Annotated in this window: 21 protein-coding genes; 12 read left to right on the top strand and 9 right to left on the bottom strand. The window is 67.5% G+C overall.

The features are described from left to right. Positions 1 to 26 precede the first annotated feature (26 nt). Positions 27 to 791, bottom strand: coding sequence for an SDR family NAD(P)-dependent oxidoreductase (locus KB879_RS21760; RefSeq protein WP_013956840.1), 765 nt, complete (start codon positions 789 to 791; stop codon positions 27 to 29). Positions 792 to 836: 45 nt separating this feature from the next. Then, the gene (locus tag KB879_RS21755) at positions 837 to 2015 is read right to left on the bottom strand and encodes a thiolase family protein (protein ID WP_211979753.1); all 1179 of its coding nucleotides are present in this window, start codon (positions 2013 to 2015) and stop codon (positions 837 to 839) included. Between the two features lie 216 nt (positions 2016 to 2231). Here KB879_RS21755 and KB879_RS21750 point away from each other — a divergent pair, with 216 nt between their 5' ends. After that, positions 2232 to 3047, top strand: coding sequence for an IclR family transcriptional regulator (locus KB879_RS21750; protein WP_211979752.1), 816 nt, complete (start codon positions 2232 to 2234; stop codon positions 3045 to 3047). 31 nt (positions 3048 to 3078) lie between these two features. Here the strand turns inward: KB879_RS21750 and KB879_RS21745 are convergent, their stop codons facing one another. Further along, positions 3079 to 3876: a crotonase/enoyl-CoA hydratase family protein gene (locus tag KB879_RS21745; RefSeq protein ID WP_010812087.1), complete on the bottom strand. Its 798-nt coding sequence runs from the start codon at positions 3874 to 3876 to the stop codon at positions 3079 to 3081. Between the two features lie 311 nt (positions 3877 to 4187). On the opposite strand from KB879_RS21745, the gene KB879_RS21740 reads away from it, so the two are divergent. Beyond that, complete coding sequence (locus tag KB879_RS21740) at positions 4188 to 6347, top strand: PQQ-dependent dehydrogenase, methanol/ethanol family (protein WP_013956836.1); 2160 nt, start codon at positions 4188 to 4190, stop codon at positions 6345 to 6347. A 15-nt stretch (positions 6348 to 6362) separates the two neighbouring features. Here the strand turns inward: KB879_RS21740 and KB879_RS21735 are convergent, their stop codons facing one another. The 3 genes from KB879_RS21735 to KB879_RS21725 all read right to left on the bottom strand — a co-directional run bounded on the left by KB879_RS21735 (position 6363) and on the right by KB879_RS21725 (position 10571). Beyond that, positions 6363 to 7316: a tripartite tricarboxylate transporter substrate binding protein gene (locus KB879_RS21735; protein WP_114135356.1), complete on the bottom strand. Its 954-nt coding sequence runs from the start codon at positions 7314 to 7316 to the stop codon at positions 6363 to 6365. Positions 7317 to 7384: 68 nt separating this feature from the next. Continuing rightward, complete coding sequence (locus KB879_RS21730) at positions 7385 to 8812, bottom strand: amidase (RefSeq protein ID WP_153956257.1); 1428 nt, start codon at positions 8810 to 8812, stop codon at positions 7385 to 7387. 184 nt (positions 8813 to 8996) lie between these two features. After that, a complete protein-coding gene (locus KB879_RS21725) occupies positions 8997 to 10571 on the bottom strand; it encodes an EAL domain-containing protein (protein ID WP_211979751.1) in 1575 nt (524 codons plus the stop codon). Between the two features lie 322 nt (positions 10572 to 10893). Between KB879_RS21725 and KB879_RS21720 the strand changes: the two genes are divergently transcribed. The 10 genes from KB879_RS21720 (at position 10894) to KB879_RS21675 (ending at position 20521) form a co-directional block, all read left to right on the top strand. After that, positions 10894 to 13698, top strand: coding sequence for a monovalent cation/H+ antiporter subunit A (locus KB879_RS21720; protein ID WP_211979750.1), 2805 nt, complete (start codon positions 10894 to 10896; stop codon positions 13696 to 13698). Next, positions 13698 to 14066, top strand: coding sequence for a Na+/H+ antiporter subunit C (locus KB879_RS21715; RefSeq protein WP_013956831.1), 369 nt, complete (start codon positions 13698 to 13700; stop codon positions 14064 to 14066). Before KB879_RS21720 ends, KB879_RS21715 begins: the two co-directional genes overlap by 1 nt. After that, complete coding sequence (locus KB879_RS21710; protein ID WP_153956260.1) at positions 14063 to 15604, top strand: monovalent cation/H+ antiporter subunit D; 1542 nt, start codon at positions 14063 to 14065, stop codon at positions 15602 to 15604. The genes KB879_RS21715 and KB879_RS21710 overlap by 4 nt, the downstream gene beginning before the upstream one ends. A 3-nt stretch (positions 15605 to 15607) precedes the next feature. Then, entirely contained in the window at positions 15608 to 16111 is a 504-nt protein-coding gene (locus tag KB879_RS21705; protein WP_010812079.1) for a Na+/H+ antiporter subunit E, read from the top strand. Beyond that, positions 16096 to 16368, top strand: coding sequence for a K+/H+ antiporter subunit F (locus KB879_RS21700; protein WP_013956829.1), 273 nt, complete (start codon positions 16096 to 16098; stop codon positions 16366 to 16368). The genes KB879_RS21705 and KB879_RS21700 overlap by 16 nt, the downstream gene beginning before the upstream one ends. 10 nt (positions 16369 to 16378) lie before the next feature. Next, complete coding sequence (locus KB879_RS21695; RefSeq protein ID WP_013956828.1) at positions 16379 to 16723, top strand: Na+/H+ antiporter subunit G; 345 nt, start codon at positions 16379 to 16381, stop codon at positions 16721 to 16723. A 43-nt stretch (positions 16724 to 16766) separates the two neighbouring features. Then, positions 16767 to 17009, top strand: coding sequence for a hypothetical protein (locus KB879_RS21690; RefSeq protein ID WP_013956827.1), 243 nt, complete (start codon positions 16767 to 16769; stop codon positions 17007 to 17009). Positions 17010 to 17102: 93 nt separating this feature from the next. After that, on the top strand, positions 17103 to 17930 hold the full coding sequence (locus KB879_RS21685) for a class I SAM-dependent methyltransferase (protein ID WP_153956262.1): 828 nt from the start codon (positions 17103 to 17105) through the stop codon (positions 17928 to 17930). Positions 17931 to 18071: 141 nt separating this feature from the next. Next, a complete protein-coding gene (locus KB879_RS21680) occupies positions 18072 to 19718 on the top strand; it encodes a hypothetical protein (protein ID WP_211979749.1) in 1647 nt (548 codons plus the stop codon). A 116-nt stretch (positions 19719 to 19834) separates the two neighbouring features. Further along, a complete protein-coding gene (locus KB879_RS21675; protein WP_211979748.1) occupies positions 19835 to 20521 on the top strand; it encodes a cyclase family protein in 687 nt (228 codons plus the stop codon). 41 nt (positions 20522 to 20562) lie between these two features. On the opposite strand, the gene KB879_RS21670 is transcribed toward KB879_RS21675, so the two are convergent. The 3 genes from KB879_RS21670 to KB879_RS21660 are packed head-to-tail and all read right to left on the bottom strand — an operon-like array spanning position 20563 to position 23904. Next, the gene (locus KB879_RS21670) at positions 20563 to 21570 is read right to left on the bottom strand and encodes a hypothetical protein (RefSeq protein ID WP_153956265.1); all 1008 of its coding nucleotides are present in this window, start codon (positions 21568 to 21570) and stop codon (positions 20563 to 20565) included. A gap of 4 nt (positions 21571 to 21574) precedes the next feature. After that, the gene (locus tag KB879_RS21665; RefSeq protein ID WP_013956822.1) at positions 21575 to 22684 is read right to left on the bottom strand and encodes a GNAT family N-acetyltransferase; all 1110 of its coding nucleotides are present in this window, start codon (positions 22682 to 22684) and stop codon (positions 21575 to 21577) included. Continuing rightward, on the bottom strand, positions 22681 to 23904 hold the full coding sequence (locus tag KB879_RS21660; protein ID WP_013956821.1) for a hypothetical protein: 1224 nt from the start codon (positions 23902 to 23904) through the stop codon (positions 22681 to 22683). Before KB879_RS21660 ends, KB879_RS21665 begins: the two co-directional genes overlap by 4 nt. Between the last annotated feature and the right edge of the window lies 1 nt (position 23905).

The raw sequence follows: 23905 nt of genomic DNA, 5'->3' as shown, positions 1-23905 counted from the left end.
AAGTCGGTATCGGTGCAGCGCACAGCTCAGCGCGGTGCCATGCGGATGGCGCCGTCTAGGCGGATGGTTTCGCCGTTGAGCATGGGGTTCTCCAGGATGTGCAGCGCGGTGGACGCGTATTCATCCGGTGCGCCCAGGCGGGGCGGGTGCGGCACCATGGCGCCGAGCGAGGCGCGCACGTTCTCCGGCAGCTTGGCCAGCAGCGGGGTGTCGAACAGCCCCGGGGCGATGGTGCAGACGCGGATCGCGCGCTGTGCCAGGTCGCGTGCGGCCACCAGGGTCATGCCGACGATACCGGCCTTGGCCGATGCATAAGGGATCTGGCCGATCTGGCCTTCGTAGGCGGCCACCGACGCGGTCAGCACGCACGCGCCGCGCTCACCGTCGATCAGTTCGTTCTTGGCCATGCGCGCGGCACCCAGGCGCAGCGCGTTGAAGGTGCCGATCAGGTTGATGCGCACGATCGACTCGTATTTTTCCAGCGACCCCGGCGAGCCGTCCTTCTCGACCACGCGCACCGGGCCGCCCAGGCCGGCGCAATGGATCAGCGCGCGCAGCGGGGCAATGGCTTCGGCGGCGTCATAGACGGCGTTCATCTGGTCGGTGTCGGTCACGTCGGCCTTGAGGAAGCGGACCTTGCCGCCGAACTCGTCGACGGCGGCATTGCCGCGCTCTTCCGACAGGTCGGCGATCACGACGTCGACGCCGCGTTCCACCAGGCGCCGCACGCAGGCCAGGCCCAGGCCGGAAGCGCCGCCGGTCACGACGGCGGACATATTGGTCAGTTTCATGCTTTGTCTCCTTGACTGGATACGTTGTTCGGTAGGAGGCGCCGCTTACAGGCGCTCGATGATGGTGGCGTTGGCCATGCCGCCGGCCTCGCACATCGACTGCAGGCCATAGCGCTGGCCGCTGTCTTCCAGTGCATGCAGCATGGTGGTCATCAGCCGCACGCCGGAGGCACCCAGCGGATGGCCCAGCGCAATGGCGCCGCCGCGCGGGTTCAGGCGTGCCGGGTCGGCGCCGAGCGCGCGCTGCCAGGCCAGCGGCACGCAGGCAAAGGCTTCGTTGATCTCGTAGTGGTCGATCTGGTCGAGCTTCAGGCCGCTCTTCTTGATCGCGCGCTGGCTGGCGGGGATCGGGGCGGTCAGCATCATGACCGGATCGTCGCCGCACACGTCGAAAGCGACAAAGCGCGCACGCGGCTTCAGGCCCAGGCGCTGCGCCATCGACTCGCTCATCAGCAGCATGGCGGAGGCGCCGTCACTGATCTGCGAGGCATTGCCCGCGGTCACGTTCCAGCCGATTTGCGGGAAGCGCGCGCTGAGTTCGTCGTTGCGGAACGAGGCCTGCAGCGTGCCCAGTTTCTCCACCGAGGTGCCCGGGCGGATGGTTTCATCCTGCTCGACCAGCCCGTTGGGCGTGCTGATGCCCAGGATCTCGCGGCGGAAGGCGCCGCTTTCGCGCGCGGCTGCGGCCAGCTCGTGCGAGTGGGCCGAGTAGCTGTCCATGTCGTGGCGCGACAGTTCGTACTTGGCGGCCACCAGCTCGGCCGCGACACCCTGCGAGACCAGCCCCGGCGCATAGCGCGCTTCCATCGACGGGCCGTACGGGTTCTGGCCGATGCGGGCCGAGCCCATCGGCACGCGGCTCATCGACTCGATGCCGCAGGCGATGACGATGTCATAGGCGCCGGCCATGATGCCCTGCGCGGCGAAATGCACCGCCTGCTGGCTGGAGCCGCACTTGCGGTCGATGGTGGTGGCCGGCACGTGGTCAGGAAAGCCTGCCGCCAGCCACGCCACCCGGCCCGGGCCGGCGGACTGCTCGCCCGCCTGGGTCACGCAGCCGGTGATGACGTCGTCGACCAAACCCGGGTCCAGCTTGTTGCGCTCGACCAGGCCCTTGAGCACCTGCGCCAGCAACTCGGTGGCATGGAGTTCGGTGAAGGCCGAGCTTGGCTTGGAGCGGCCCATCGGGCTGCGGATGGCGTCGACGATGACGGCTTGTTGCATGGGGTGTCTCCTGAAAAAGCTGAGCGTTGCGAGTCGTGGCTGGGATATTGAGACGTCCGTACCGAAATGTGATCGTCCAATACGATGAATTGGGATTCTGTCTTCGGAAAAGCGTCGTGTAAACCCAAATAACCCGGTTTGACTTTGGAAAAAACGAAGGGCAACATCCGGGTTTTGAGACGCTCGTATCAAAAAACCTTGAATTCAGGCAATAACATGACGAATGCACCACACGGCTCCCTGGCCCCGCCGCCCGCCGATGCCGACGGCGAAGCGCGCCTTGTCAGCGCGCTGGCGCGTGGCATTTCGATCCTCAACTGCTTTTCCCCAACGGTGCAGGAGTTGAGCAGCCGCGAGCTGATGGAGCGCACCGGCCTGGCCAAGCCGACCCTGTTCCGGCTGCTCGATACCCTGTGCGAGCTGGGCCTGCTGCATTATTCAGAGCGCCTGTCGCGCTACGTGCCCGGGGTCGGGCTGATCAACCTGGCCGCGCCCGCGCTGGCACGCATGACGATCCGCCAGCTGGCGCGACCGGCCATGCAGGAGCTGGCCGACCATATCGCCGGGCAGGTCGAGCTGATCGTCGGCAGCGGCAATGCGCTGACCTACGTCGAGATCGCCCAGGGCGTGGGCAGCCATGTGTTCCGGCCCGAGGTCGGCACGCGCGTGTCGGTCTCGCGCACAGGGTCCGGACGCGGCTACCTGATGCTGTTGAGCGAGGCCGAGCGCGAGGCCTATCTCGCCCAGCTCCGCGCCGCCGATCCGCAGCGCGCTGACTGGCTGCAGGAGCGCCTGGCTGACGCCGCCAGCGACCTACAAGAACACGGCTTCTGCCGCGGCCACCGCGACCTGCACCGCGAGGTGGAATCGGTTGCCGTACCGATGCGCACCCGCCGCGACGGCGAGGCGTGGATCTTTGCCGCCTCGGTGCCGGTGTTCAGCCAGCAGAGCAAGCAGATGGAGGAGGACATCGGCCCGCGCCTGGTGAGCCTGGTGCGCAATGTAGAGGGAGCGCTGGGCGTGGCAGGCTGAGCGGCACAGCAGTCTGCCTGGCTGCTGCAGCTCAGTTCCCCGTGAAAACCGGCGTGCGCTTATCCAGGAACGCTTGCACCGCCTCACGGTGGTCGGCAGTCTGGTGCGACAGCGCCTGGAAGCCGGCGGACAGTTCCAGCAGCGTATCCAGGCGGGTATGCATGGCCTCGCGCATCAGGCGCTTGGCCAGTCGCACCGCGTGCGGCGGGTTGGCGGCGATGCGGCCGGCCAGCTCATATGCCGTGGGCAGCAGCGCCTCGGGCGCGACCACGCGCGACACCAGGTTCCATTCCAGCGCCAGCCTGGCATCGATCGGCTGGCCGGTGAAGGTCATCTCGGCCGCCCGCGACAGGCCGATCACGCGCGGCAGCAGCCACGCGCCGCCATCGCCGGGGATGATGCCGAGCTTGACGAAGGACTCGGCAAACTGCGCGCGCTCCGAGGCAATGCGGATGTCGCACATGCAGGCCAGGTCCAGCCCCGCGCCCATGGCCGCGCCATTGACCGCGGCGATGACCGGCACTTCCAGGTTGAACAGCGCCAGCGGCAGCCGCTGGATGCCGCAGCGGTAGTCCTGGCGGATTTCCATGCCCGGCACTGCGCCGGAGGCCTGGCGTTCCATGTCCTTGATATTGCCGCCCGACGAGAACGCCGTGCCCGCGCCGGTGATGACCACCGCGCGCACGCTGCGGTCGCCGTGGATGCGGTCGATCGCGGCCAGGAACTCCGCCACGGCGGTATTGCCGGTCAGCGGGTTGCGGCGCTCGGGCTCGTTCATCGTCAGCGTGACGATGTGGTCCTGCTGCTCGTAGAGAAGGAAGTTGCTCATGGTGGTGTCTCCGGATACGGGGATGTGGGCTGGCTGGCTGGCTGGCTGCCTGCCTTGGCGCCAAGGCTAAGCGAGGCGTGCCTACACCGTCCAATATTCATTTCTTCATCAGTAATATCCGGCACATATCGCCCGACAGGCTCGGGACGCCAGCCGCCTTGCGCCGGCTGCACGACTTTCCGCGGGTAATCCCTGTACCCATAATCGAATCGCTCACCGATTATCTATAGGCCCCGGCCACCGACCGGCATCGCGCAGTTCCGTAATCCTGCAGTCCCGAATTCCAACAAGAATGCTCTACAGGAGACGACATGAGCCATGCGTTGAAGCAGGCGACGGACCCCGTTGCCCCCGATGTTGCAATGCACACCCGCCGCACCATGAGGCGCGCCACAGGCCTCCTGGCAGCGGCCCTGGCGCTGGTGGTGCAGGTCTTGCCCGCCGGCGCCGCGGCGCCGCGCAATGCGGCAGCCAAGGTTGACGGCGCCTTCATCAGTGCCAACGCCAGCACCGCCCGCGACTGGCCCAGCCATGGCCTGGACTATGCCGAGACCCGCTTCAGCCGGCTCAGGCAGATCGATGCCGCGAACGTGCGCGACCTGGGCCTGGTGTGGACCTACAACCTGGAGTCGACCCGCGGCGTGGAGGCAACCCCGCTGGTGGTGGACGGCGTGATGTACGTCACCGCGTCATGGAGCGTGGTGCATGCGGTCGATGCGCGCACCGGCAAGCGGCTCTGGACTTTCGACCCCAAGGTGGACCGCTCGCTCGGCTATCGCGGCTGCTGCGACGTGGTCAACCGCGGCGTGGCGCTGTACCAGGGCAAGGTGTTCGTGGCCGCCTACGATGGCCGGCTGATCGCGCTGGATGCCGCCAGTGGCCGCAAGCAGTGGGAGAAGGACACCATCATCGACCGCAAGTACTCGTACACCATCACCGGCGCGCCGCGCGTGTTCAAGGGCAAGGTCATCATCGGCAACGGCGGCGCCGAATACGGCGTGCGCGGCTACATCACCGCCTATGACGCCGGCACCGGCGAGCAGAAGTGGCGCTGGTTCACGGTGCCGGGCGACCCCTCCAGGCCGTTCGAGGATGAGTCGATGGCCGCGGCGGCCAAGACCTGGGACCCCAGCGGCAAGTACTGGGAGGCGGGCGGCGGCGGCACGGCCTGGGACACGCTGGCCTTCGACCCCGAACTGAACCTGATGTACGTGGGCACCGGCAACGGCGCGCCGTGGTCGCACAGCAAGCGCAGTCCGGCCGGCGGCGACAACCTGTACCTGGCCTCGATCGTCGCGCTCAACCCGGATACCGGCAAGTATGTCTGGCACTACCAGGAGACCCCGGGCGACAACTGGGACTACACCTCGGCGCAGCCGATGATCCTGGCCGACCTGAAGCTCGACGGGCAGATGCGCAAGGTCATCCTGCACGCGCCCAAGAACGGCTTCTTCTTCGTCATCGACCGCACCAACGGCAAGTTCATCTCGGCAAAGAACTTTGTCGACGTGAACTGGGCCACCGGCTATGACGCCAATGGCCGCCCCATCGAGCGACCCGAGGCGCGCGCCACCGACAAGCCCTATGACTCGGTCCCCGGGCCGTACGGCGCGCACAACTGGCATCCGATGTCGTTCAACCCGCAGACCGGGCTGGTCTACCTGCCGGCGCAGAACGTGCCGATCAACCTGATGGACGACAAGACCTGGAACTTCAATGAAGGCAAGCCCGGCACCCCGCATGGCAACGTGGGCTGGAACACCGCCAAGTTCCTGAACGCCGAGCCGCCCAAGAGCAAGCCCTTTGGCCGGCTGATCGCCTGGGATCCGGTGCAGCAGAAGGCGGCGTGGACGCAGGAGCATGTGTCGCCGTGGAACGGCGGCACGCTGACCACCGCCGGCAACCTGGTGTTCCAGGGCACCGCCGACGGCCGCTTTGTCGCCTATGACGCGCGCAGCGGCGACAAGCTGTGGGAGTCGCCCACCGGCACCGGCGTGGTGGCGGCGCCGGTCAGCTTCGAGTTGAACGGCAAGCAGTATGTGTCGGTGGCAGTGGGTTGGGGCGGGGTCTACGGGCAGGCCCAGCGCGCCACCAACCGGCAGGGGCCGGGCACGGTCTACACCTTCGCCCTCGGCGGCAAGGCGCCGCTGCCGGCCTTTGCCGAGTACCGCGCCGCCAGGCTGCTGCAGGGCGTGAAATATGACCCGGCGCAGGTCAAGGCGGGCACCGGCCTGTACGTCAGCAACTGCGCCCTGTGCCACGGCGTGCCCGGCGTGGACCGCGGCGGCAATATCCCTAACCTGGGCTATATTGATGCGGCCTATATCGAGAACCTGGACAAGGTGGTCTTCAAGGGGCCGGCGATGGCGCGCGGCATGCCGGACTTTACCGGCAAGCTGACGCCGGACGACGTCGAGAAGATCAAGGCCTTTATCCAGGGAACCGCTGACGCGGTGCGGCCCAAGCCCTGAGGGCTGGGCCGGGCCTCAGTCCTCGGCCTGGAAGCCGGTCGCCTCCACGATCGGCTTCCACGCGGCGCGTTCCAGCTGGATGCGGCGGCGGCCTTCCTGGCCGGGGCGCGCCACCACTTCCAGGCCCAGCGCTTCCAGCTTGGCCACGGTGGCGGCGTTGGCCGAGGCGGCGAGGAACATCTTTTCCACCTGCGCCACCACGTCAGGCTGCGTGCCAGCAGGCACGAACACGCCGTACCAGCTGGTGGCGTGGTCATACTGGCTGAAGCCCTGTTCCTTCATGGTGGGCACTTCGGGCAGCGCCTTGGCGCGGCGCGTACCGCTCACCCCAAGGAAGCGCAGCTTGCCGCCCTTGTACAGCGGCATCATGCTGGCTACGGCATCCCAGCCGATCGACACATTGCCGCTGACCACATCCACCAGCATCGGCGACGCGCCGCGATACGGCGCGGGCGTGATGGCGATGCCTTCGGCCTTGCCCAGTGCCACCGTGCCCAGGTGGCCGGCGCTGCCGATGGTGGCCAGGCCCAGGCTGGCGCCGCCCGGGTTGCGCCTGGCCCAGCTCACGTATTCCTTCATGTTCTGGTAAGGCTGCTGCACGCCGGTCGCGACCGCGGTCGGCACATCGGTCAGCACCGCCGCGGGCACCAGATCCTTGTCGGCGTCGTATGACAGCTTCTTGTAGGTCAGCGGAAAGATGGTGAACAGGGGCGAGGGGCCGATGAACACGGTCTTGCCATCGGGCCTGGCACGCTTCACGTAGTCGAGCGCCAGGCGCGCCGAGGCTCCGGGGCGGTTTTCGACCACCACCGTGCCGTGGCCGTCCTGGCGCAGTTGCTCGGCATACAGGCGCGCCAGGCTGTCGGCGGCGCCGCCCGGGGCGTAGCCGACAATGATATGCATCGGCTCGGCATCGGCCGCGCCGGCCGGCGCGGTCATGGCGAAGGTGGCGGCGGCGACAGCGGTCATGGCCAGCAGCCGGCGCGTCAATCGGACTTGATGAGTCATGGCAGTCAGGGAACGATGTTGAGAGGGTGTCAGGGCAGGGTGGGCCACTGGCCCGTGAGGTCATGGACCGATTCGTACAAGGCCGCCGCACGCAGCAGCTGCGCGTCACCGCGGAACTGCCCGACCAGCTGCAGCCCGATCGGCAGCCCGTCGCTGCCAAAGCCGCAGGGCAGGCTGATGGCCGGATGTCCCGTCATATTGAACGGCATGGTCCAGGGGAACCAGTTCGCGCGCACATCGGGATAGTCCTGGCCATCGATTTCGATCTGGCCGAACAGGTCTTGCTCCAGTGGCAGTGCGGTGCGTGTGATGGTGGGCATGGCGAGCAGGTCGGCGCGCCCCAGCAGCGCCTGCACGCGCAGGAACAGCTGCGAGCGCTCGAACATCGCCTGCTGGTATTCCACGGCGGTGAAGGCGGCGGCCGATTCCACCTGGCGCACGAAGGTCGGGCTCAGCGCCTCGCGGTGCTGCGCCACGATCGGCGCAAAGCGCGTGCGCCAGACCGTGTGGTTGATCGCACGCCAGATGGGTTCGACGTCGAACCCTTCGCCGCCGAACGGCACCAGTTCGGCGCCTAGCGCGCGCAGCTTGTCCAGGCTGGCCTCGAACGCGCGCGCCACGTCCGCCGACACTGGGCGGCCCGGCGGCGCCAGGCAATACAGGATGCGCCGGCCACGCAAGTCGCCCTGCGGCTGCGCGGCGGCCACGTAGTCGGCGGCGGGCACGCCGATCGACCACGGGTCGCACACATGCTCGCCGGCCATGGCCTGCAGCATCAGGCCGGTGTCGGCCACCGTGCGCGTGGTCGGCGTCACGTAGGTCTGGTTGCCGAACAGATCCTGCGCCTGGCTGTGCGGAATCACCCCCTGGCTCTGCTTGATGCCCACCACGCCATTGCAGGCGGCAGGAATGCGCGTGGAGCCGCCGCCATCGGTTGCCACCGCCAGCGGCGCGATGCCGCTGGCCACCGCCACCGCGGCGCCGCCGCTGGAGCCGCCACTGGTGCGTGCGGCGTGCCAGGCATTGCGGGTGCGCCCGAATAGCGGCGAATCGGTCAGGCATTTGGAGCCGAATTCCGGCGTGGTGGTCTTGCCGACCAGGATCGCCCCCTGCGCGCGCAGCCGCGCCACCGCCACGGCGTCTTCGGCCGGCACGTTGTCTCGCATCGGCACGGCGCCAAAGGTGGTGCGCACGCCGCGCGTGTTGACGATGTCCTTGGCGGTGAAAGGAATGCCATGCAGCGGGGGCAGCGGCCGGCCGGACATCACTTCCGCTTCCGCCGCGCGCGCCGCGGCCATGGCCTCGTCCGCGCACAGCGTGATAAAGCAGTTCAGCACCGGCTGCAGCCGCTCGGCGCGCGCCAGCACCGCGGCGGTCAGTTCCACCGGCGAGATTTCCTTGCGCCGGATGCGCTGCTGCAGCTCGGCGGCGCTGGCAAGACAAAGCGCTTCGCTCATTGGACGGGCGTCTCCTGAAGATGGCTGCGCGTGCCGGCTTCGGCGCGCGCAGGCGTGATGGCGATAAGCTGGAACAGGCATATTACAACCGGCCCGGGCACGCGGGGATTATCGCCGCGAGGTGCCATCGGCGAGGAAGCGTTCGGCAAGCATCAGGGATGCACTGCCGTCGTCTCGCGGCGCGTCACCGCTCAGGGGCACGCCGGGATGCCAGGTACGCCTGCAGGCCGTCTGCCGGCAAGGCGCGTGAATACAGCCACCCCTGGCCGAACTGCGCGCCGCGCTCGCGCAGGAAGCGCGCCTGGTCTTCATGCTCGATGCCCTCGGCCACGACCTCGAAGCCCAGCGCCTCGGCCATGGCGATGATGTGCGGCGCCACGGTGCTGGATGCTGCCTCGCGGCCGATGGTGTCGATGAAGGACTTGTCGATCTTCAACACATCGACCTTGAATACCTGCAGGTAGGACAGGCTGGAGTAGCCGGTGCCGAAGTCGTCGATGTAGATCGGATGCCCGGCATCGCGGAAGGCCTGGATCACTTCGAGCGCGGTCTCGGCGTGCAGGAAGCTGCGTTCAGTGATCTCGATGCGGATCTGCCGGGGCGCGATCCCGGTGCCCTGCAGGCGCGCGGTAAGCACGTCGAGAAAACGCGGCGAGCTGACATCGTCCGCGCAAACATTGATCGACACATAGAAGCCGGGCCTGGCGCGCAGCAGCGGGCCCAGCTCCGCGATGGCGCGGTCGAGCACGTGGTCAGTGATCTGCGGCATCAGCCCGGTCTGCTCCGCCAGCGTGATCAGCAGGTCGGGCGGCACCGGCTGGCCGTCGCGCTTCCAGCGCAGCAGCGCCTCCGCGCCCACGCAGCGGCCATCTTCCAGCGCGACGATCGGCTGGTAGTGCACCTCCAGCCGGCGGCGGCGCACGGCGTTGCGCAGCGCGCCCTCCATGGTCAGGCGGCGCGACATGGCGCGAAACACCAGCGCGGCCAGCAGCACGCCGATCGCCAGCCCCGCCACGACGAAAGAGCCTACCAGCATCGGCCAGGTGGCCAGCAGCCCGGTGGGCGGTGCCAGGGCCACGGCCGCGAACGGAATCCGAGGGGAACGGCGCACGGAACTGCCGGGATTGTCGAGTTCGTCGGCGCCGTTGGCATTGCGCTGGTATTCGCGCGCCATCTGCGCCACGTCGGAGCCGGTGGTGGTGGCGATGAAGACGCCCGTGGCAGTATTGACTGCGCCTATGTACCGGCCATCGAGCTCGACGATGTCGACGAATGACTTGGGGTCGACCGATACGTAATGGCCGTGGCGCCCTACCAGCATGGAAGGGCCGGGCGCGCCAAACGGGTTGTCGAGGTCGAACCAGTATTCGAAGCCCTGAGTGTCGCGCCAGTCCGGCTCGGGCAATGTCATATGCCGCCGGAAGACGTCGCCCAGCAGTGCCGAGCACAAGCGGTAATTGCCGGCATAGCGCCCGGTATCGCGCAGGTGGTGGAAGGTGAAGGTGATGCGCCGCAGGCTGGCCAGGTTGCCGTCGGAGCAGGGCGCGTCGGGCAGGCCTTCCATTTCGTGCAGCGCGCCAGTGGCGTCTGCCATGACCATCTCCATGCGGGCGACGGCAGCATTGGCAAACATCTGCAGTTGCGCCACCTCGCGCCGGGCGACCTCCTCTTCGGCCACGCGCATGCTGGCCGCAATCGGCAAGACGGCCGCGGCAAACGCGAGTATCACTGCCATCGCAAGGAACAAAGGCCGCTTCATGGGTGTCCTGTCAGCCATGCATTGTCGAAGGGTACGGGTACTACGCGCCCTCGCTGCTGCGCAGCACGCGCCATCGCCGCGCGTATTCAGATTCTTCCAGCAAAGCGATGAATTCTTTCGTGCGCCGCGTAATAAGGCAAGCATGACTTGCGCAATGCCGGCAGAATCCGGAAAGTAGGGGGCAAGACTGCCCGCATAGAGGACCTGGCCCATGACCACCGCCCCATTTGCAAGACAAGCACCATCGGCCCGGCTTGCCGCCCGGCGCATCGACGGCCGGCACAGGCCGGCCGTGATCCCGGGCAACGGCTGAGGGGGGCGCATGGCGCTGGTGCTGCTGATCGCGCTGCCCCTGCTGGCCGCGGCGCTGGCGTGGTTGATCGGCATGCGGACCGCGCGCTTGCTGGCGCCTGTCGTCATCGGTTTGCCGCTGGCAGCGCTGGTGCTGCTGCTGAGCCTGCGCGGCGCGGTCTTCGAACCGCCGGGACATGCGCTGGACTGGCGCGTGGCGTGGCTGCCGCAGCTCGGGCTGGACCTGTCGCTGCGGCTGGATGGCCTGTCGTTCCTGTTTGCGCTGCTGGTGCTGGGCGTGGGCCTGCTGGTGATCCTGTACGCGCGCTACTACCTCGCGCGCAATGAATCCGCGGTGCGCTTCTTCTGCCTGCTGCTGCTGTTCATGGCGGCCATGCTGGGCGTGGTGCTGGCCGGCAACCTGCTGTTGCTGGTGGTGTTCTGGGAGCTGACCAGCATCCTCTCGTTCCTGCTGATCGGCTTCTGGTCATGGCGCACCGATGCGCGCCAGGGCGCGCGCATGGCGCTGGCGGTCACGGGCGGCGGCGGGCTGGCGCTGCTGGCTGGGGTGCTGCTGCTGGGCCATATCTGCGGCAGCTTCGAGCTGTCCGAGGTGCTCGCGCAGGCCGGCAAGGTGCAGCACCACCCGCTATACCTGCCGATGCTGGTGCTGGTCCTGCTGGCGGTCTTCACCAAGTCAGCGCAGTTCCCGTTCAGCTTCTGGCTGCCCCATGCCATGGCAGCGCCCACGCCGGTCTCGGCTTACCTGCACTCGGCCACCATGGTCAAGGCCGGCGTGTTCCTGCTGGCGCGGCTCTATCCGGTGCTGGACGGCACCAACAGCTGGTTCTACCTGGTCAGCATGACGGGGCTGGCCACGCTGATCGTAGGCGCTGGCCTGGCGCTGCTGCAGCGGGACCTGAAAGGGCTGCTGGCTTATTCCACCATCAGCCACCTGGGCCTGATCACGCTGCTGTTCGGGCTCGATACCCAGCTCAGCACGGTGGCGGCCATCTTCCATATCATCAACCACGCGGTGTTCAAGGCGTCGCTGTTCATGGCGGCCGGCATCATCGACCATGAAACCGGCACGCGCGACCTGGACCGCCTGCACGGGCTGGCGCGCTATATGCCGCACACCGCGGTGCTGGCGATCGTGGCATCGCTGTCGATGGCGGGGGTGCCGTTGTTCAACGGCTTCCTCAGCAAGGAAATGTTCTTCGGCGAGACCCTGGCGCAGGGCCTGCTGGGCGACTTCAACTGGGTGATCCCGACCGCGGCGACGCTGGCGGGGGCGCTGACGATGGCCTATTCGCTGCGCTTTATCTACGGCGTGTTCTTCGGCGCCCGGCAGCCCGACGTGCCCCACTACCCGCCGCACGAGCCGCCGCGCTTCATGAAGGTGCCGGTGGAGTTCCTGGTGGTGATCTGCCTGGTGGTCGGTCTGGTGCCGGCCTATACGGTGGGCGACCTGCTGGCGGCGGCTTCGCTGGCCACGCTGCGCGCGCCCCTGCCGGAGTACAGCCTGAACCTGTGGCACGGGGTCAACCTGCCGCTGCTGATGAGCCTGGTGTCGATGGGCGGGGGCGCGGCGCTGTTCTTCCTGCGCCGCGACGCGCTGCGGCGCCTGCAACACGCGATCAGCCACCTGAGCGCGCGCCAGTCATTCGAGCATGGCATGCATGCGCTGGAACGCTTTGCCGCGGCCGTCACGCGCTGGCTGGAGAACGGCTCGCTGCAGACCTATGTCGCCTGGATGCTGCTGGCGCTGCTGGCCGTGCCGGCATACTTCCTGGCTGACCTGGAATGGCTCGGTGGCAGCGTGCCGGCGGGCGCCATCGACCTGATCGGCGCCGCCACGCTGGCGCTGCTCGGGCTGTGCGCGGTGGGCGTGGTGGTGACGCACCGCCAGCGGCTGTTCGCGCTGGTGCTGCTGGGCGGCTGCGGGTTGATGGTGTCGATGGCATTCCTGCGGTTCTCCGCACCGGACCTGGCGCTGACGCAGATCTCGGTGGAGGTGGTGACGATCCTGCTGCTGGTGCTGGCGCTGTTCTACCTGCCGCGCGAGACGCCGGAGCGCGCCGGGGCGGCGCGCCGCGGGCGGGATTTGGTGCTGGCGCTTGGCGGCGGCACCTTGCTGGCGATGGCGGCCTACGCCGTGATGACGCGGCCCTATGACCCGGTGTCTGCCTTCTACATCGACCAGTCCGTGCCGGGCGGCGGCGGGCACAACGTGGTCAACGTGCTGCTGGTGGATTTCCGGGGCTTCGACACCATGGGCGAGATCTGCGTGCTGCTGATCGCAGGGCTGGCGGTGCAGGCGCTGCTCAAGGGCATGCGGCTGGACACGCCGTCGGCAGCGCCCGATGGCCTGCCGTGGACCAGCCAGGCGCATCCGCTGCTGCTGGCCATGCTGGCGCGGCTGATGCTGCCGCTGACGCTGCTGGTGGCGGTCTATATCCTGCTGCGCGGGCACAACCTGCCGGGCGGCGGCTTTGTCGCGGCGCTAATCACCTCGGTGGCGCTGCTGCTGCAGTACGTTGCCAGCGGCGTGCGCTGGACCGAAGCGCGCATTGCGCCGGACTATCGCGCCATTGCCGGCGCGGGCATCCTGCTGGCGGGCCTGACCGGGCTGGGCAGCCTGGCCTTCGGCTATCCGTTCCTGACCACTGCCTTCGGGCATTTCCACATACCTGGCATCGGCGAGGTGGAGCTGGCCACGGCGATGATCTTTGACCTGGGAGTCTTCTGCACTGTGACGGGAACCACGCTGGTGATCGTATCGCACCTGGGTGTGCGCAACCTGCCGCCGGCACAGGCCGCGGAGGACGCCTGATGGCCGCGCTCTACGCCATCACCATCGGCATCCTGGCCGCGGGCGGCATCTACCTGCTGCTGCGCGAGCGCGTCTTCACCGTGGTGCTGGGGCTGACGCTGCTGTCGTATGCGGTCAGCCTGTTCCTGCTGGGCATGGGGCGCCTGTCGATCGGCCGGCCGCCGGTGATCGTGGCGGGCGCCAGCTACGCCGACCCTTTGCCCCAGGCGCTGGTGCTGACCGCCATCGTGATCGCGTTCGGCATGACGGCGTTCGCGGTGGTGCTGGCGCTGCGCTCGCTGGGGCTGACCGGCAGCGACCATGTCGACGCCGCCGGCCAGCCGGAGGGGCGCGATCCCGATGGCGGCAATCAGGAGCCGCGGCCATGAACCACGCCGTGCTGCTGCCCATCCTGATCCCCATGTTTGCCGGTGCGCTGTTGACCGCGATGCCGGCCCAGCGGCTGCGCGCGCAGCGCATCGTCTGCGCCGTGGCCACGCTCTTGCTGGCGCCAGTGGCGGTGCACCTGCTGCGCCAGGCGGCTACCGGCGAGATTGCGGTCTATGCGATGGGCAACTGGTCCGCCCCGTTCGGCATCGTGCTGCAGATGGACCGCACCGGCGCGATGATGCTGGCCCTGACCGTGGTGCTGGCCGTCGCCGCGCTGGCGGCGGCGGGAGAGGGCACCGCCCGGCAGGGCCGGCATTTCCATGCGCTGTTCCAGTTCCAGCTGATGGGCCTGAACGGCGCCTTCCTGGCGGGCGACCTGTTCAACCTGTTCGTCTTCTTCGAGATCCTGCTGATCGCGTCCTATGCACTGCTGGTGCATGGGGCAGGGCGGGCGCGCATCGGCGCCGGGCTGCACTATGTGATCCTGAACCTGGTGGCGTCGTCGTTCTTCCTGGTGGCGGTCGGCGTGCTGTACGGGCTGTCGGGCACGCTGAACATGGCGCACCTCGGCCTGCGCCTGGCCGGCCTGCCGGCCCAGGACCTGCCGCTGGCGGTGGCTGCCGGCGCCATGCTGATGCTGGTCTTTGCGCTGAAGGCGGCGTTGTTCCCGCTGTATTTCTGGCTGCCGCGCGCCTACGCCAGCGCCACCGGCCCGGTTGCAGCGCTGTTTGCCATCATGACCAAGGTCGGCATCTACGCGATGCTGCGTTGCGATGCGCTGATCTTCGGCGGCCCGCAGGGGCTGCTGGGGCCATTCCTGCATGACTGGGTGTTCGTGCTGGCGCTGGTCACGCTGGCGGTCGGCGCGCTGGGCGCGGTCGCTGCCGGCACGCTGCGCGCGATGACCAGCTACCTGGTGGTGACATCGGTCGGGTTGCTGGCCGCCTGCGTATCGATGCAGACGCAAGCCGGCTGGGCCGCGGCGATGTTCTACCTGCTCAGCACCACGCTGTGTACCGCCGCGCTGTTCCTGCTGGCCGACGCGCTGGAGCCGGAGCCGGCGCGCGAGGACGGGCCCCCGGTCAGTGCCTCGCGGCTGGCCGGGCTGCTGTACCTGGTGGGCGTGGTGGCAGCGGTGGGGCTGCCGCCGCTGTCGGGCTTCCTCGGCAAGCTCATGGTCCTGCGCGCGACCCCGGCGCCGTGGGTGCCGGCGCTGTGGCCCGCGGTGCTGGTGTCGGGCCTGCTGCTGCTGATTGCCGTGTCCCGCACCGGCACGCGGCTGCTGTGGCGGCTGCCGCATGATGCGGAGCGCGTGCCGGAAGGGGATGAATACCTCGACGAAGACCATCCCGGCGCGGCACGCGTGCGCGTGCGGCCCGACGCGCGCAAGCTGGCCTGCTGCGCACTGCTGCTGGCGGGCAATGTCGCGCTGACGGTATGCGCGCGGCCGGTCAGCGACTATGTGGCCGACGCGGCGGCGCAGCTGCTGGACCGCGCCGCCTATCTCCGGGCAGTGCTGCCCGGGCAGCCGGGGTAAGCCATGCTGCAGCGCCTGCTTCCCCATCCCTGGCTGAGCCTGATCCTGATGATCATGTGGCTGCTGCTGACCAACAGCCTGGCCCCCGGGCACTGGCTGCTGGGGGCACTGCTGGGCTGGGCCATCGGCCGGCTGGCCGACCGCTGGCTGGTGCTGGGCGCGTTCCGCCTGTCGCGGCCCGACCTGATCCTGCGGCTCAGCATCCATGTGCTGTTCGATATCGTGAAAGCCAACGTGGAAGTGGCCATCATGGTGCTGGGCCCCACCGCGCGCCTGCGCCCCGCCTTTATCGTGGTGCCGCTCGATGTCGAGCACGAACTCGCCACCACCGCACTGATCAGCATCGTCTCGCTCAGCCCCGGCACGCTGTGCGCAGAGCTGAGCGATGACCGCCGCGCCTTGCTCGTGCACGTGCTGGACCTTGAGGAAGAGGCCGCGCTGGTCGAGCTCATCAAGTCGCGCTATGAAACCCCGCTCAAGGAGATCTTCCAATGCTTGCCATCGTGATACCGGTCTGCCTGGTGATCCTGGGCCTCGCCTTCCTGCTGACCCTGGCGCGGCTGCTGCGCGGACCCAGCCTGCCGGACCGCATCGTGGCGCTGGACACGCTGAATATCAACGCCATCGCGCTGATCGTGGTGCTCGGCATCAGCCTGGATTCGGCACTGTTCTTCGAGGCCGCGCTGCTGATCGCGGTGATGGGCTTCGTCGGCACCGTGGCGCTGTCCAAGTACCTGCAGCGCGGCGACATCATCGAATACTAGGGAGCGCCAGATGCTGCATCCTGTTGCGGAATTCATCGTGTGCGCGCTGCTGCTGGTGGGCAGCGTGTTCATGCTGGTCGGGGCGATCGGGCTGTTCCGGCTGCCGGACTTCTTCATGCGGCTGCATGGGCCGACCAAGTCGACCACGCTGGGCGTGGGCGGGGTGGTGCTGGCCTCGGTGGCGTACTTCAGCTTCCGGGGCGATGCCAGCCTGCATGAGCTGCTGGTGACCGCCTTCCTGTTCCTGACCGCGCCGATCAGCGCCCACATGCTGGCCAAGGCCGCGCTGCAGCGCCAGCTGCCGGTGGATCCGCGCACGCGCGGCAGCGGCTGGATGCCGCGCATCCGCGATTAGGGCCGCGACGCGCAAACCCGACCAACCCAAAGGAGACCAAGCCATGCCAACCCCGCAAGATCCGCGCCTTGGTGCCTGCTGCTACCTGCTGCACATGCTGCTGCAGCGCACCGAGATGACCCGGCCCGGGTTCCTCGATCAACTCATCCGCGGCGTCACGGCCGACCGGGATGGCATGCCGCAGGACGCGCCAGGCCGCGAGGACGCGCTGCCGGTGTTCGAAGAGACACTGCGCATGCTGACTTCTGCCAGTGACCAGCTGAAGGAAGCAGCCTCCCGGGCATAAGACGTTCTGGCCGCCACGGTTTACTTTCTCCGCAATGTGTCCTACACCCAGTCAGGCGATGCCGGCAACTTCCACGCCAGGGCAGGGGGTTTCATGGACTTGCAACACTCGGACAAAGTCTTCGCGGGCGCGATTCCCGAAGTCTATGAGGCCTTGATGGTGCCGATGATCTTTGCGCCATACGCTGCCGACATGGCTGCCCGCATCGCCGCGCTGCACCCCCGGCGGGTGCTGGAACTGGCCGCCGGCACCGGCGTGCTGACCCGGGAAATCGCCGGGCAGCTGCCGGCCGATACCATGATCGTTGCCACCGACCTCAACGCGCCGATGCTGGCGCGGGCGGAGCAGGCCGGCACCAGCCGCCCGGTGCAGTGGCGCGAGGCCGACGCCATGGCGCTGCCGTTTGCCGATGCCAGCTTCGACATGGTCGCCTGCCAGTTTGGCGTGATGTTCTTCCCGGACAAGGGCCGCGCCTTCGCCGAAGCCCGCCGCGTGCTGGTGCCGGGCGGCACGCTGATCTTCAATGTCTGGGACCGGCTGGAATTCAACGCCTTTGCCCGCGATGTCACCGGGGCACTCGCCACGCTGTTTCCCGACGCGCCGCCCGAGTTCATGGCCCGCGTCCCGCATGGTTACCACAGCCAGGCCACCATCGAGCAGGATCTACGCCTGGGCGGATTCCAGTCATCCCCGGTCTTTGAAACCGTCGCGGCAACCAGCCGCGCCAGCGCCGCCCGCATCCCGGCGGTGGCATTCTGCCAGGGCACGCCGTTGCGCGCCGACCTGGAGCGGCGCGGGCCGGATGCGCTCGGCCGGGCAACCGACCACTGCGAACAGGCATTCCTGAAGGCTTACGGCGGGGGTCCACTGGCCGTGCCGATGCAGGCGCACGTGGTGATGGTAACGGCGCCCGCCGGGTAAAGCTGCCCCGGCAGTTCGCCGCGGCGCCACCCGGGCGGTGCCCTGGCTGCAGCGGTTGGCTTGAGACAGCATGGATCGTCGGCTACCATCAGCGCGGCGCGGTCCGGATTCCCTGGCGCGCACTGTCGGACGATGACTACGATGCCCCTTGTACGACGCGTGCTCGCGATCGGTCTGCTCTTAGGTTCGCTGTCGGGATGCGATTTCCTGCGCGGCTATGCTGAAGGCGAATCCGCGGTCATGCGGGACTTCAGGGCCGGGGATCGAGCCGACGACCTCGGCGCGGCACGCTTTGTCTTCGATGACTTCGGCGGCCTGAGCACCGATACACTGGAAACCAATGCGCTGCCGTGGAAGCTGGCAACGACCGCGCTGCTGCTGGCCGGCGGCCCCGGCGTTCCGGTCACCCAGGACGCCTTGCGCCGGGCGCTGCACGAGTTCGGCTTTATCTATCCCGATGCGGTCCGCAACTGGCCGCGCCAGCAACAGCCCAGGTTCGACAAGCCCCTGGGCGTGGTCAGCGGAATGATCGGCCGGGATATCCCGAAGATCCGCCTGGAGGTGTCCAACCTGGGATGTGCATCGTGTCATGCGGGCATCACCTACGGCAAGGACGGGCATCCCACCAACGATGTCTGGCTGGGGCTGCCGAATACCTCGCTCAACCTCGATGCCTTCGTCGCCGCGGTCTATCAGGCGGTCAAGCGGGTGAAATCCGATCCGGAAACGCTCCTCTCAGCCATCCACCAGCTTTACCCCGACACCAGCAAGGAGGAACTGGATACCATCCGGAGATTCGTCTGGCCGCGGCTGGTGAAACGGGTGGCGGAACTCGAAGCCAGCGGTGACGAGCCACTGCCGTTCAGCAACGGCGCGGCTGGCAGCACCAATGGCGTCGCGGCACTCAAGTTCCAGTTTCATCTGCTCTCAGCGGGCACGGCCGCCAGTGGTTCCACCTCGATTCCGGAACTGGGCTACCGCAGGCTGCGCTCATCGCTGCTCTACGACGGCGTCTATACCAGCAAGGGCGCGCCGCGCTTTGCGCCGGTAGCGCCCGGTGCCGCCGATGATGCCGGGCGGCTGGCGCATATCGTGGCCTTCTTCACCGTGCCGACCATGGGAATGCCGCCGGATCGCGCCGGCCGCGCCATTCCGCAGGTGGAAGACGTCATGCGATTCATGGCGGGCTACACGCCGCCGCCGTTTCCGGGCCCGATTGACCGCCCCCGCGCCGCGCGCGGCCGCGCCGTCTTTGATGCCCATTGTGCCCAGTGCCACGGCAGCTACAGCCAGGACACGGAGCGCCCGCGCCTTGTAAGCTTCCCCAACCGGTTGGTGGCACAGGCGGATATCGGTACTGACCCGACGCGCTGGCAAGCGATCGATCCCGGCCTGCTGCAAGCCATCTCGCGCTCCGAGCTGGGCAAGCATATCGACGCGGCAAACACCGGGGGTTATGTCGCGCCCATTCTCTCCGGCGTGTGGGCGACGGCCCCGTACCTCCATAACGGCTCCGTGCCCACGCTCTGGCATCTGATGCATCCGCAGGCGCGGCCCAGGCGCTTCTGGGTCGGCGGTCATGCACTGGACTACGGCAAGCTGGGCATCGCCGGCAAGCTCGATGCGAACGGCACCTGGGCCTATCCGGGCAGCTACCAGCCGTGGTCGAAACCCGTGCTCTACGACACGGCGACAGCGGGGCGCGACAATCGCGGCCATGAACAGGCGTTCTCGACCCTTGCCGAAAGCGACAAGGATGCGCTGCTGGAATTCCTGAAGCTGCTTTAGCCTTGTGCGTTGCCCGGGTCAGACTGAACGGCTTACGATGCCCCCTTCGTCAGCTTGACCCGGCTGAAGGCCCGGCAGTAGCATCAGCTCAGCGCAACCAGGATGGAGCGCAGAAGATGATTGTCGATCTCTCTCATGTGTTCCACGACGGGATGCCTGGCGTCCTCTTCAAGCGCGAAACCGGTGAAGCGGTCGAGTTGACCGCGCATATCCGGCCGTTCATGACGCATGCGCAATCAGGCTGGCACTACGAGGGCAAAGCCTCGTTCGAGATTTCCGAGGTGGCGTTCCAGACATCCGTCGGCACCAAGCTGGATGCGCCCCGTCACCGCTTCGAAGGCGCGGAAGACATTGCTGCCCTCGATCTCAGCCGGCTGGTGCTTGACGGCGTGGTCATCGATGCCCGCCACGCGACCCCCGGGCAACAACTGGCGTGGAATGACCTGCAGTTTCCCGAGCTCCTCGCAGGCCGGGCTGTGTTGGTGAATTTCGACTGGGATCGCCATTGGGGAACGGAGATCTATCGATCGCACCCGTTTGTCTCACGCGACGTGATAGACCGGCTCTGCGATGCGGGCATTTCCATGTTCGGGGTGGATTGCGCGAACGTCGACTCCACCCAGGACCCGGAACGCCCGGCCCATACCCGGTTGCTGGGACGAGGCATCCTGATCGTCGAGAACCTCACCGGACTGTCGCGCTTGCATGGCGTGCCGTTTCGCTTCTTTTCCATCCCCCTGAAGGCGCGAGACGCGGCGGCTTTCCCCGTCCGCGCTTTCGCCGAGGTGCGCGAACACACATAGCCAGGACCGCGCCCCGGGTAAGGGCCGCAAGCGTCGTTGGTTCAGGATGCTTGCACCAACTCTGCGGCGGGGAGTCTTGCGCTTCGCGGGATGCCCCGGACCGGCACCGGCCCAAAGCGCATGATGTTCACGAGCCGGTTTCCGCGCGGCAAGCGCTGGCTTTCGGCAAGCATGGCGGCATGGCCAGGTGAATCGGCCAGCGCCGACATCGGCACGCCGGCAAAGCCCCTGGCGGTCATGGCCAGCCAGAACCGGTACCAGCGGCGCCCGATGTCAAAACTCGTGACGTCGGGTGGGGCATGAATCAGGACGATCCGGGCCGCGCTTTTCACTTTTGCGCTTTCCGATGTCAGCAGGCGGGTCAGCGAAAGCGCCGAGAGCAGCCGGACCACACGGGGTCTCAGCGCAATCGACGCACCCCAGGCTTCCCACCGCGACAGTGCCATGCATTCAGCCGAAAGCCCGTCGCGCGGCCAGCCCGGATCGTGCGGTGACAAGCGCAGCCAGTGATGGAGCTCCTCCGCAAACCGTGAGTCATTCAATCCCGCAGCCGCGGCGTCGTCATACCAATTGGCGATTTGCGCCGTGCTGTTCTCGCTCGCCAGCGTGACGAACTCCGCGTGGGCCGCAGCGCATTCGCCCAACGACTTGACCTGCGGCGGGGTCGCACGGAGAAACTTGCCTCGATAGGCGCGGCGTGCGTCCACGAAGGCGTCAAGGGGATCCGGGCTCGCACCTGATGTGATCAGGCCAGATGCGGCCGGGCGCAGGCCCTGGGTAGCGGGCGGGTAGGGCAGGCCGGAGACCTCTGGCTGCGTAAGCCCCAACCCAAGCGTGGACAGCGCGATGGCCATGCCTTCCCAGGCCATGCCCAGGGCGATCTGGTTGTCCCGCCCGGTGGGGTCGCCCACGGCTAGCCATCGAGCAGGGTCTTCAAACAGTTCAACCTTGTCGCCGGCAAAGCGCCAGCGAGCGGGCTGGATATTGTGCGCGCTGGGAGCGCGGCCAGCCTGCGCAACGAGGGTGAGTTGCTGATCGCGCGTAAGCATATCGCTAGATGGCTTTCCTGAAGAGATGCAGTTGATGCAGTACCGTGGCCCCCATCTTCTCCATTTGCTTCAGGCTGGCGCCGTTCGAGTCCGACACCCAGCTGATGCCCAGATGCGAGTATCCGGCACCCCGCATCGCCTTGAGCAGATGGTGCAGCATGACGCCGTTGACGCCGCGGCTGTGGTAGTCCCTGCGCACGGAAAAAAAGATGATCGCCGCACGCTTGCGGCTGGCGCGGAACCTGATCAGATGCCAGAGCGTGGACAGCTTCAGGCGGAAGCCGGTGGCGCGCAGAAACGGATTGAGGTCCGGCACGCACAGCAGTACCCCGATCGGTTCCCCGTTGAAATAAGCGGTATAGGACAGGCGCTCGTCGATGATCCACATCATGCCGGCGCAGGGAAACAGGAATTCCTCCTCCGTCAGCGGCACGAACATCGGGTTGCTGGCAAAGCCATCGTTCAGCACAGCGCATGCTTCCAGCAGGCGCCGGTCAAAGCCGCGCCGCCGGATCGGCTCGAATTGCCAGGCGGGATCATCCAGCAGCGCGCGTTGCTTGCTCCCGATCAACTGCTGCGGATCGTAGCTGCGCACGTCGAGCTCGAACGTGCGCATCGGAAAGAACGGCTCGAAGCCGCATGCCTGGAGCAGCCTGGCAATATGCGGCGGCGTATATTCCTGGTAGGTGTATGGCGGATGCTCGAAGCCCTCGGTGACGATGCCGATCATCTGCGTGATCGTCAGGTTGAAACTGCCAGCTAGTTCGTCACAGCCGTTGTGCTTCACCCAGCCCGCCGCCGCGTCGAGCAGCGCTTGCGCGACCTCCACGTCATCGACGCAGTCGAACATGCCGAAGTAGCCGCGCTTCTGGCCGTATTGCTGATTGAATGCATCATGGATATGGGCCAGGATACGGCCCACGATCCGTCCGTCCCGATGGGCGGTGAACCAGGTGCGGCGCGCAAACTGCCGGAACAGCGGGTTCTTCGCCGGGTCCAGCGCGCGCGCAAGATCCCCCTTCATCGGCGAGACAAAATGGGTATCACGGCCATAGCAGGCGAAGGGCGCCTCGAAGAACGCGTCGAAATCGCCTTCACGCAGCACTGTTGTCATGCGGCCTCCCGCTGCCCGAGATGGCGCGCCAGCCGCAGGATCACCGCCGCGCGCAGCTCGCCGATGGCCGCGTTGGCGCCTTGCGGCAGGTTCAGCAGCACCACCTGCGCGGGCTGGCGCGCGATCAGCAGGGCATGGGTCATTTCGTGGCGCTCGAGCAGGTCTACCAGTTGCTCCGCTGCCTCGACCCGATCGCCTTCCCGGAGCCTGGCCCACGCGCGGGCGTCGCCGATCGACACGGGCTCACGCCGTCTTCCTGCCAGGTCGAACAGCGCGCCCAGGGCGTAATCAGCAAGCTCCGCGTTGCCGAGCACCACATGGTCTGCGGTCTGCGGCAGGCGCCTGAGCGAATGCAGGAAACCCTCTGGCGTATCCAGCCGGGCATGGAGCAGCCAGCGCAAGAAGGCATTGCCATCGCCCGCCAGTGAAACGGCGCGAATGCGGACAAAAATGGCGGTCAGCAGCACCCAGGCGATGGCAACTGGCATGCCGCGCAGGCCAGCCTCGGCGAAGCCCGGGCCGGGCCCGCGCGAAGCCAGCGCCATCACGCTGGCCAGCACGACGGCGAAGAGCAGGGCGGCTGCGATATGCGCGAGCAGCCCGCGCACGACCCGCTGCGATTCCGACAGCTTCAGGAACACATAGACGAATGCCAACGCCCCAAGCGCCCCCAGGCGAACCGGCACATGGCCGAGCTCCTCGCGGAAGTCTGTGGCCGCGAGCGGGACGGCCAGGGCCACGACCACCACCACCGCCCGGGCCAGGCGTTCCTCGTTGTCGGACAGCTCGGCATCGCGCAGCCACAGCAGGAACCAGCCATTGCTTGCCGTGACCACGGCGAAGCACCCAAGGAACGCCAGCAACAGCGGCGTATTGTTCGACAGATCGGTAAAGAGATTGATGACGAAGAACACCACCGATACGCCCAGCGCCAGCAGCTTCAGCCCCAACGGGTGGTGGCGCCGCACCAGGTGCTCGGCAAACAGGGTCATGGCAATGGGCAGCAAGGTTGCCGCCGCAAACACCAGCTGCGCCAGCAGCGTACCGCCAAACAGCCAGGAAAAGCCCCGGACTGCCAGCAGCGCCGTCAGCACCCCGAACAGGAACAGGCCCGTGCCGGCCCCGGCCTCGCGCCGCGACCAAAGGAAATGCAGGTAGAGCCCGCAGCCCACCGCGCCGAGCCAGGTAACGGCCACATCGCTTGCCAGGGCGTCAATCACG

The organism is Cupriavidus sp. KK10 (assembly GCF_018223725.1).
Classification (GTDB): Bacteria; Pseudomonadota; Gammaproteobacteria; order Burkholderiales; family Burkholderiaceae; genus Cupriavidus; species Cupriavidus necator.
Note: the sequence above shows the minus strand (reverse complement) of the source record. Positions and strands in the feature narration are given on the sequence as shown.

Bases quoted from the DNA above. Each gene is read 5' to 3' on its own strand.
- KB879_RS21760 (WP_013956840.1), bottom strand. From the start codon at position 791: ATGAAACTGACCAATATGTCCGCCGTCGTGACCGGCGGCGCTTCCGGC.
- KB879_RS21755 (WP_211979753.1), bottom strand. From the start codon at position 2,015: ATGCAACAAGCCGTCATCGTCGACGCCATCCGCAGCCCGATGGGCCGC.
- KB879_RS21750 (WP_211979752.1), top strand. From the start codon at position 2,232: ATGACGAATGCACCACACGGCTCCCTGGCCCCGCCGCCCGCCGATGCC.
- KB879_RS21745 (WP_010812087.1), bottom strand. From the start codon at position 3,876: ATGAGCAACTTCCTTCTCTACGAGCAGCAGGACCACATCGTCACGCTG.
- KB879_RS21740 (WP_013956836.1), top strand. From the start codon at position 4,188: ATGAGCCATGCGTTGAAGCAGGCGACGGACCCCGTTGCCCCCGATGTT.
- KB879_RS21735 (WP_114135356.1), bottom strand. From the start codon at position 7,316: ATGACCGCTGTCGCCGCCGCCACCTTCGCCATGACCGCGCCGGCCGGC.
- KB879_RS21730 (WP_153956257.1), bottom strand. From the start codon at position 8,812: ATGAGCGAAGCGCTTTGTCTTGCCAGCGCCGCCGAGCTGCAGCAGCGC.
- KB879_RS21725 (WP_211979751.1), bottom strand. From the start codon at position 10,571: ATGAAGCGGCCTTTGTTCCTTGCGATGGCAGTGATACTCGCGTTTGCC.
- KB879_RS21720 (WP_211979750.1), top strand. From the start codon at position 10,894: ATGGCGCTGGTGCTGCTGATCGCGCTGCCCCTGCTGGCCGCGGCGCTG.
- KB879_RS21715 (WP_013956831.1), top strand. From the start codon at position 13,698: ATGGCCGCGCTCTACGCCATCACCATCGGCATCCTGGCCGCGGGCGGC.
- KB879_RS21710 (WP_153956260.1), top strand. From the start codon at position 14,063: ATGAACCACGCCGTGCTGCTGCCCATCCTGATCCCCATGTTTGCCGGT.
- KB879_RS21705 (WP_010812079.1), top strand. From the start codon at position 15,608: ATGCTGCAGCGCCTGCTTCCCCATCCCTGGCTGAGCCTGATCCTGATG.
- KB879_RS21700 (WP_013956829.1), top strand. From the start codon at position 16,096: ATGCTTGCCATCGTGATACCGGTCTGCCTGGTGATCCTGGGCCTCGCC.
- KB879_RS21695 (WP_013956828.1), top strand. From the start codon at position 16,379: ATGCTGCATCCTGTTGCGGAATTCATCGTGTGCGCGCTGCTGCTGGTG.
- KB879_RS21690 (WP_013956827.1), top strand. From the start codon at position 16,767: ATGCCAACCCCGCAAGATCCGCGCCTTGGTGCCTGCTGCTACCTGCTG.
- KB879_RS21685 (WP_153956262.1), top strand. From the start codon at position 17,103: ATGGACTTGCAACACTCGGACAAAGTCTTCGCGGGCGCGATTCCCGAA.
- KB879_RS21680 (WP_211979749.1), top strand. From the start codon at position 18,072: ATGCCCCTTGTACGACGCGTGCTCGCGATCGGTCTGCTCTTAGGTTCG.
- KB879_RS21675 (WP_211979748.1), top strand. From the start codon at position 19,835: ATGATTGTCGATCTCTCTCATGTGTTCCACGACGGGATGCCTGGCGTC.
- KB879_RS21670 (WP_153956265.1), bottom strand. From the start codon at position 21,570: ATGCTTACGCGCGATCAGCAACTCACCCTCGTTGCGCAGGCTGGCCGC.
- KB879_RS21665 (WP_013956822.1), bottom strand. From the start codon at position 22,684: ATGACAACAGTGCTGCGTGAAGGCGATTTCGACGCGTTCTTCGAGGCG.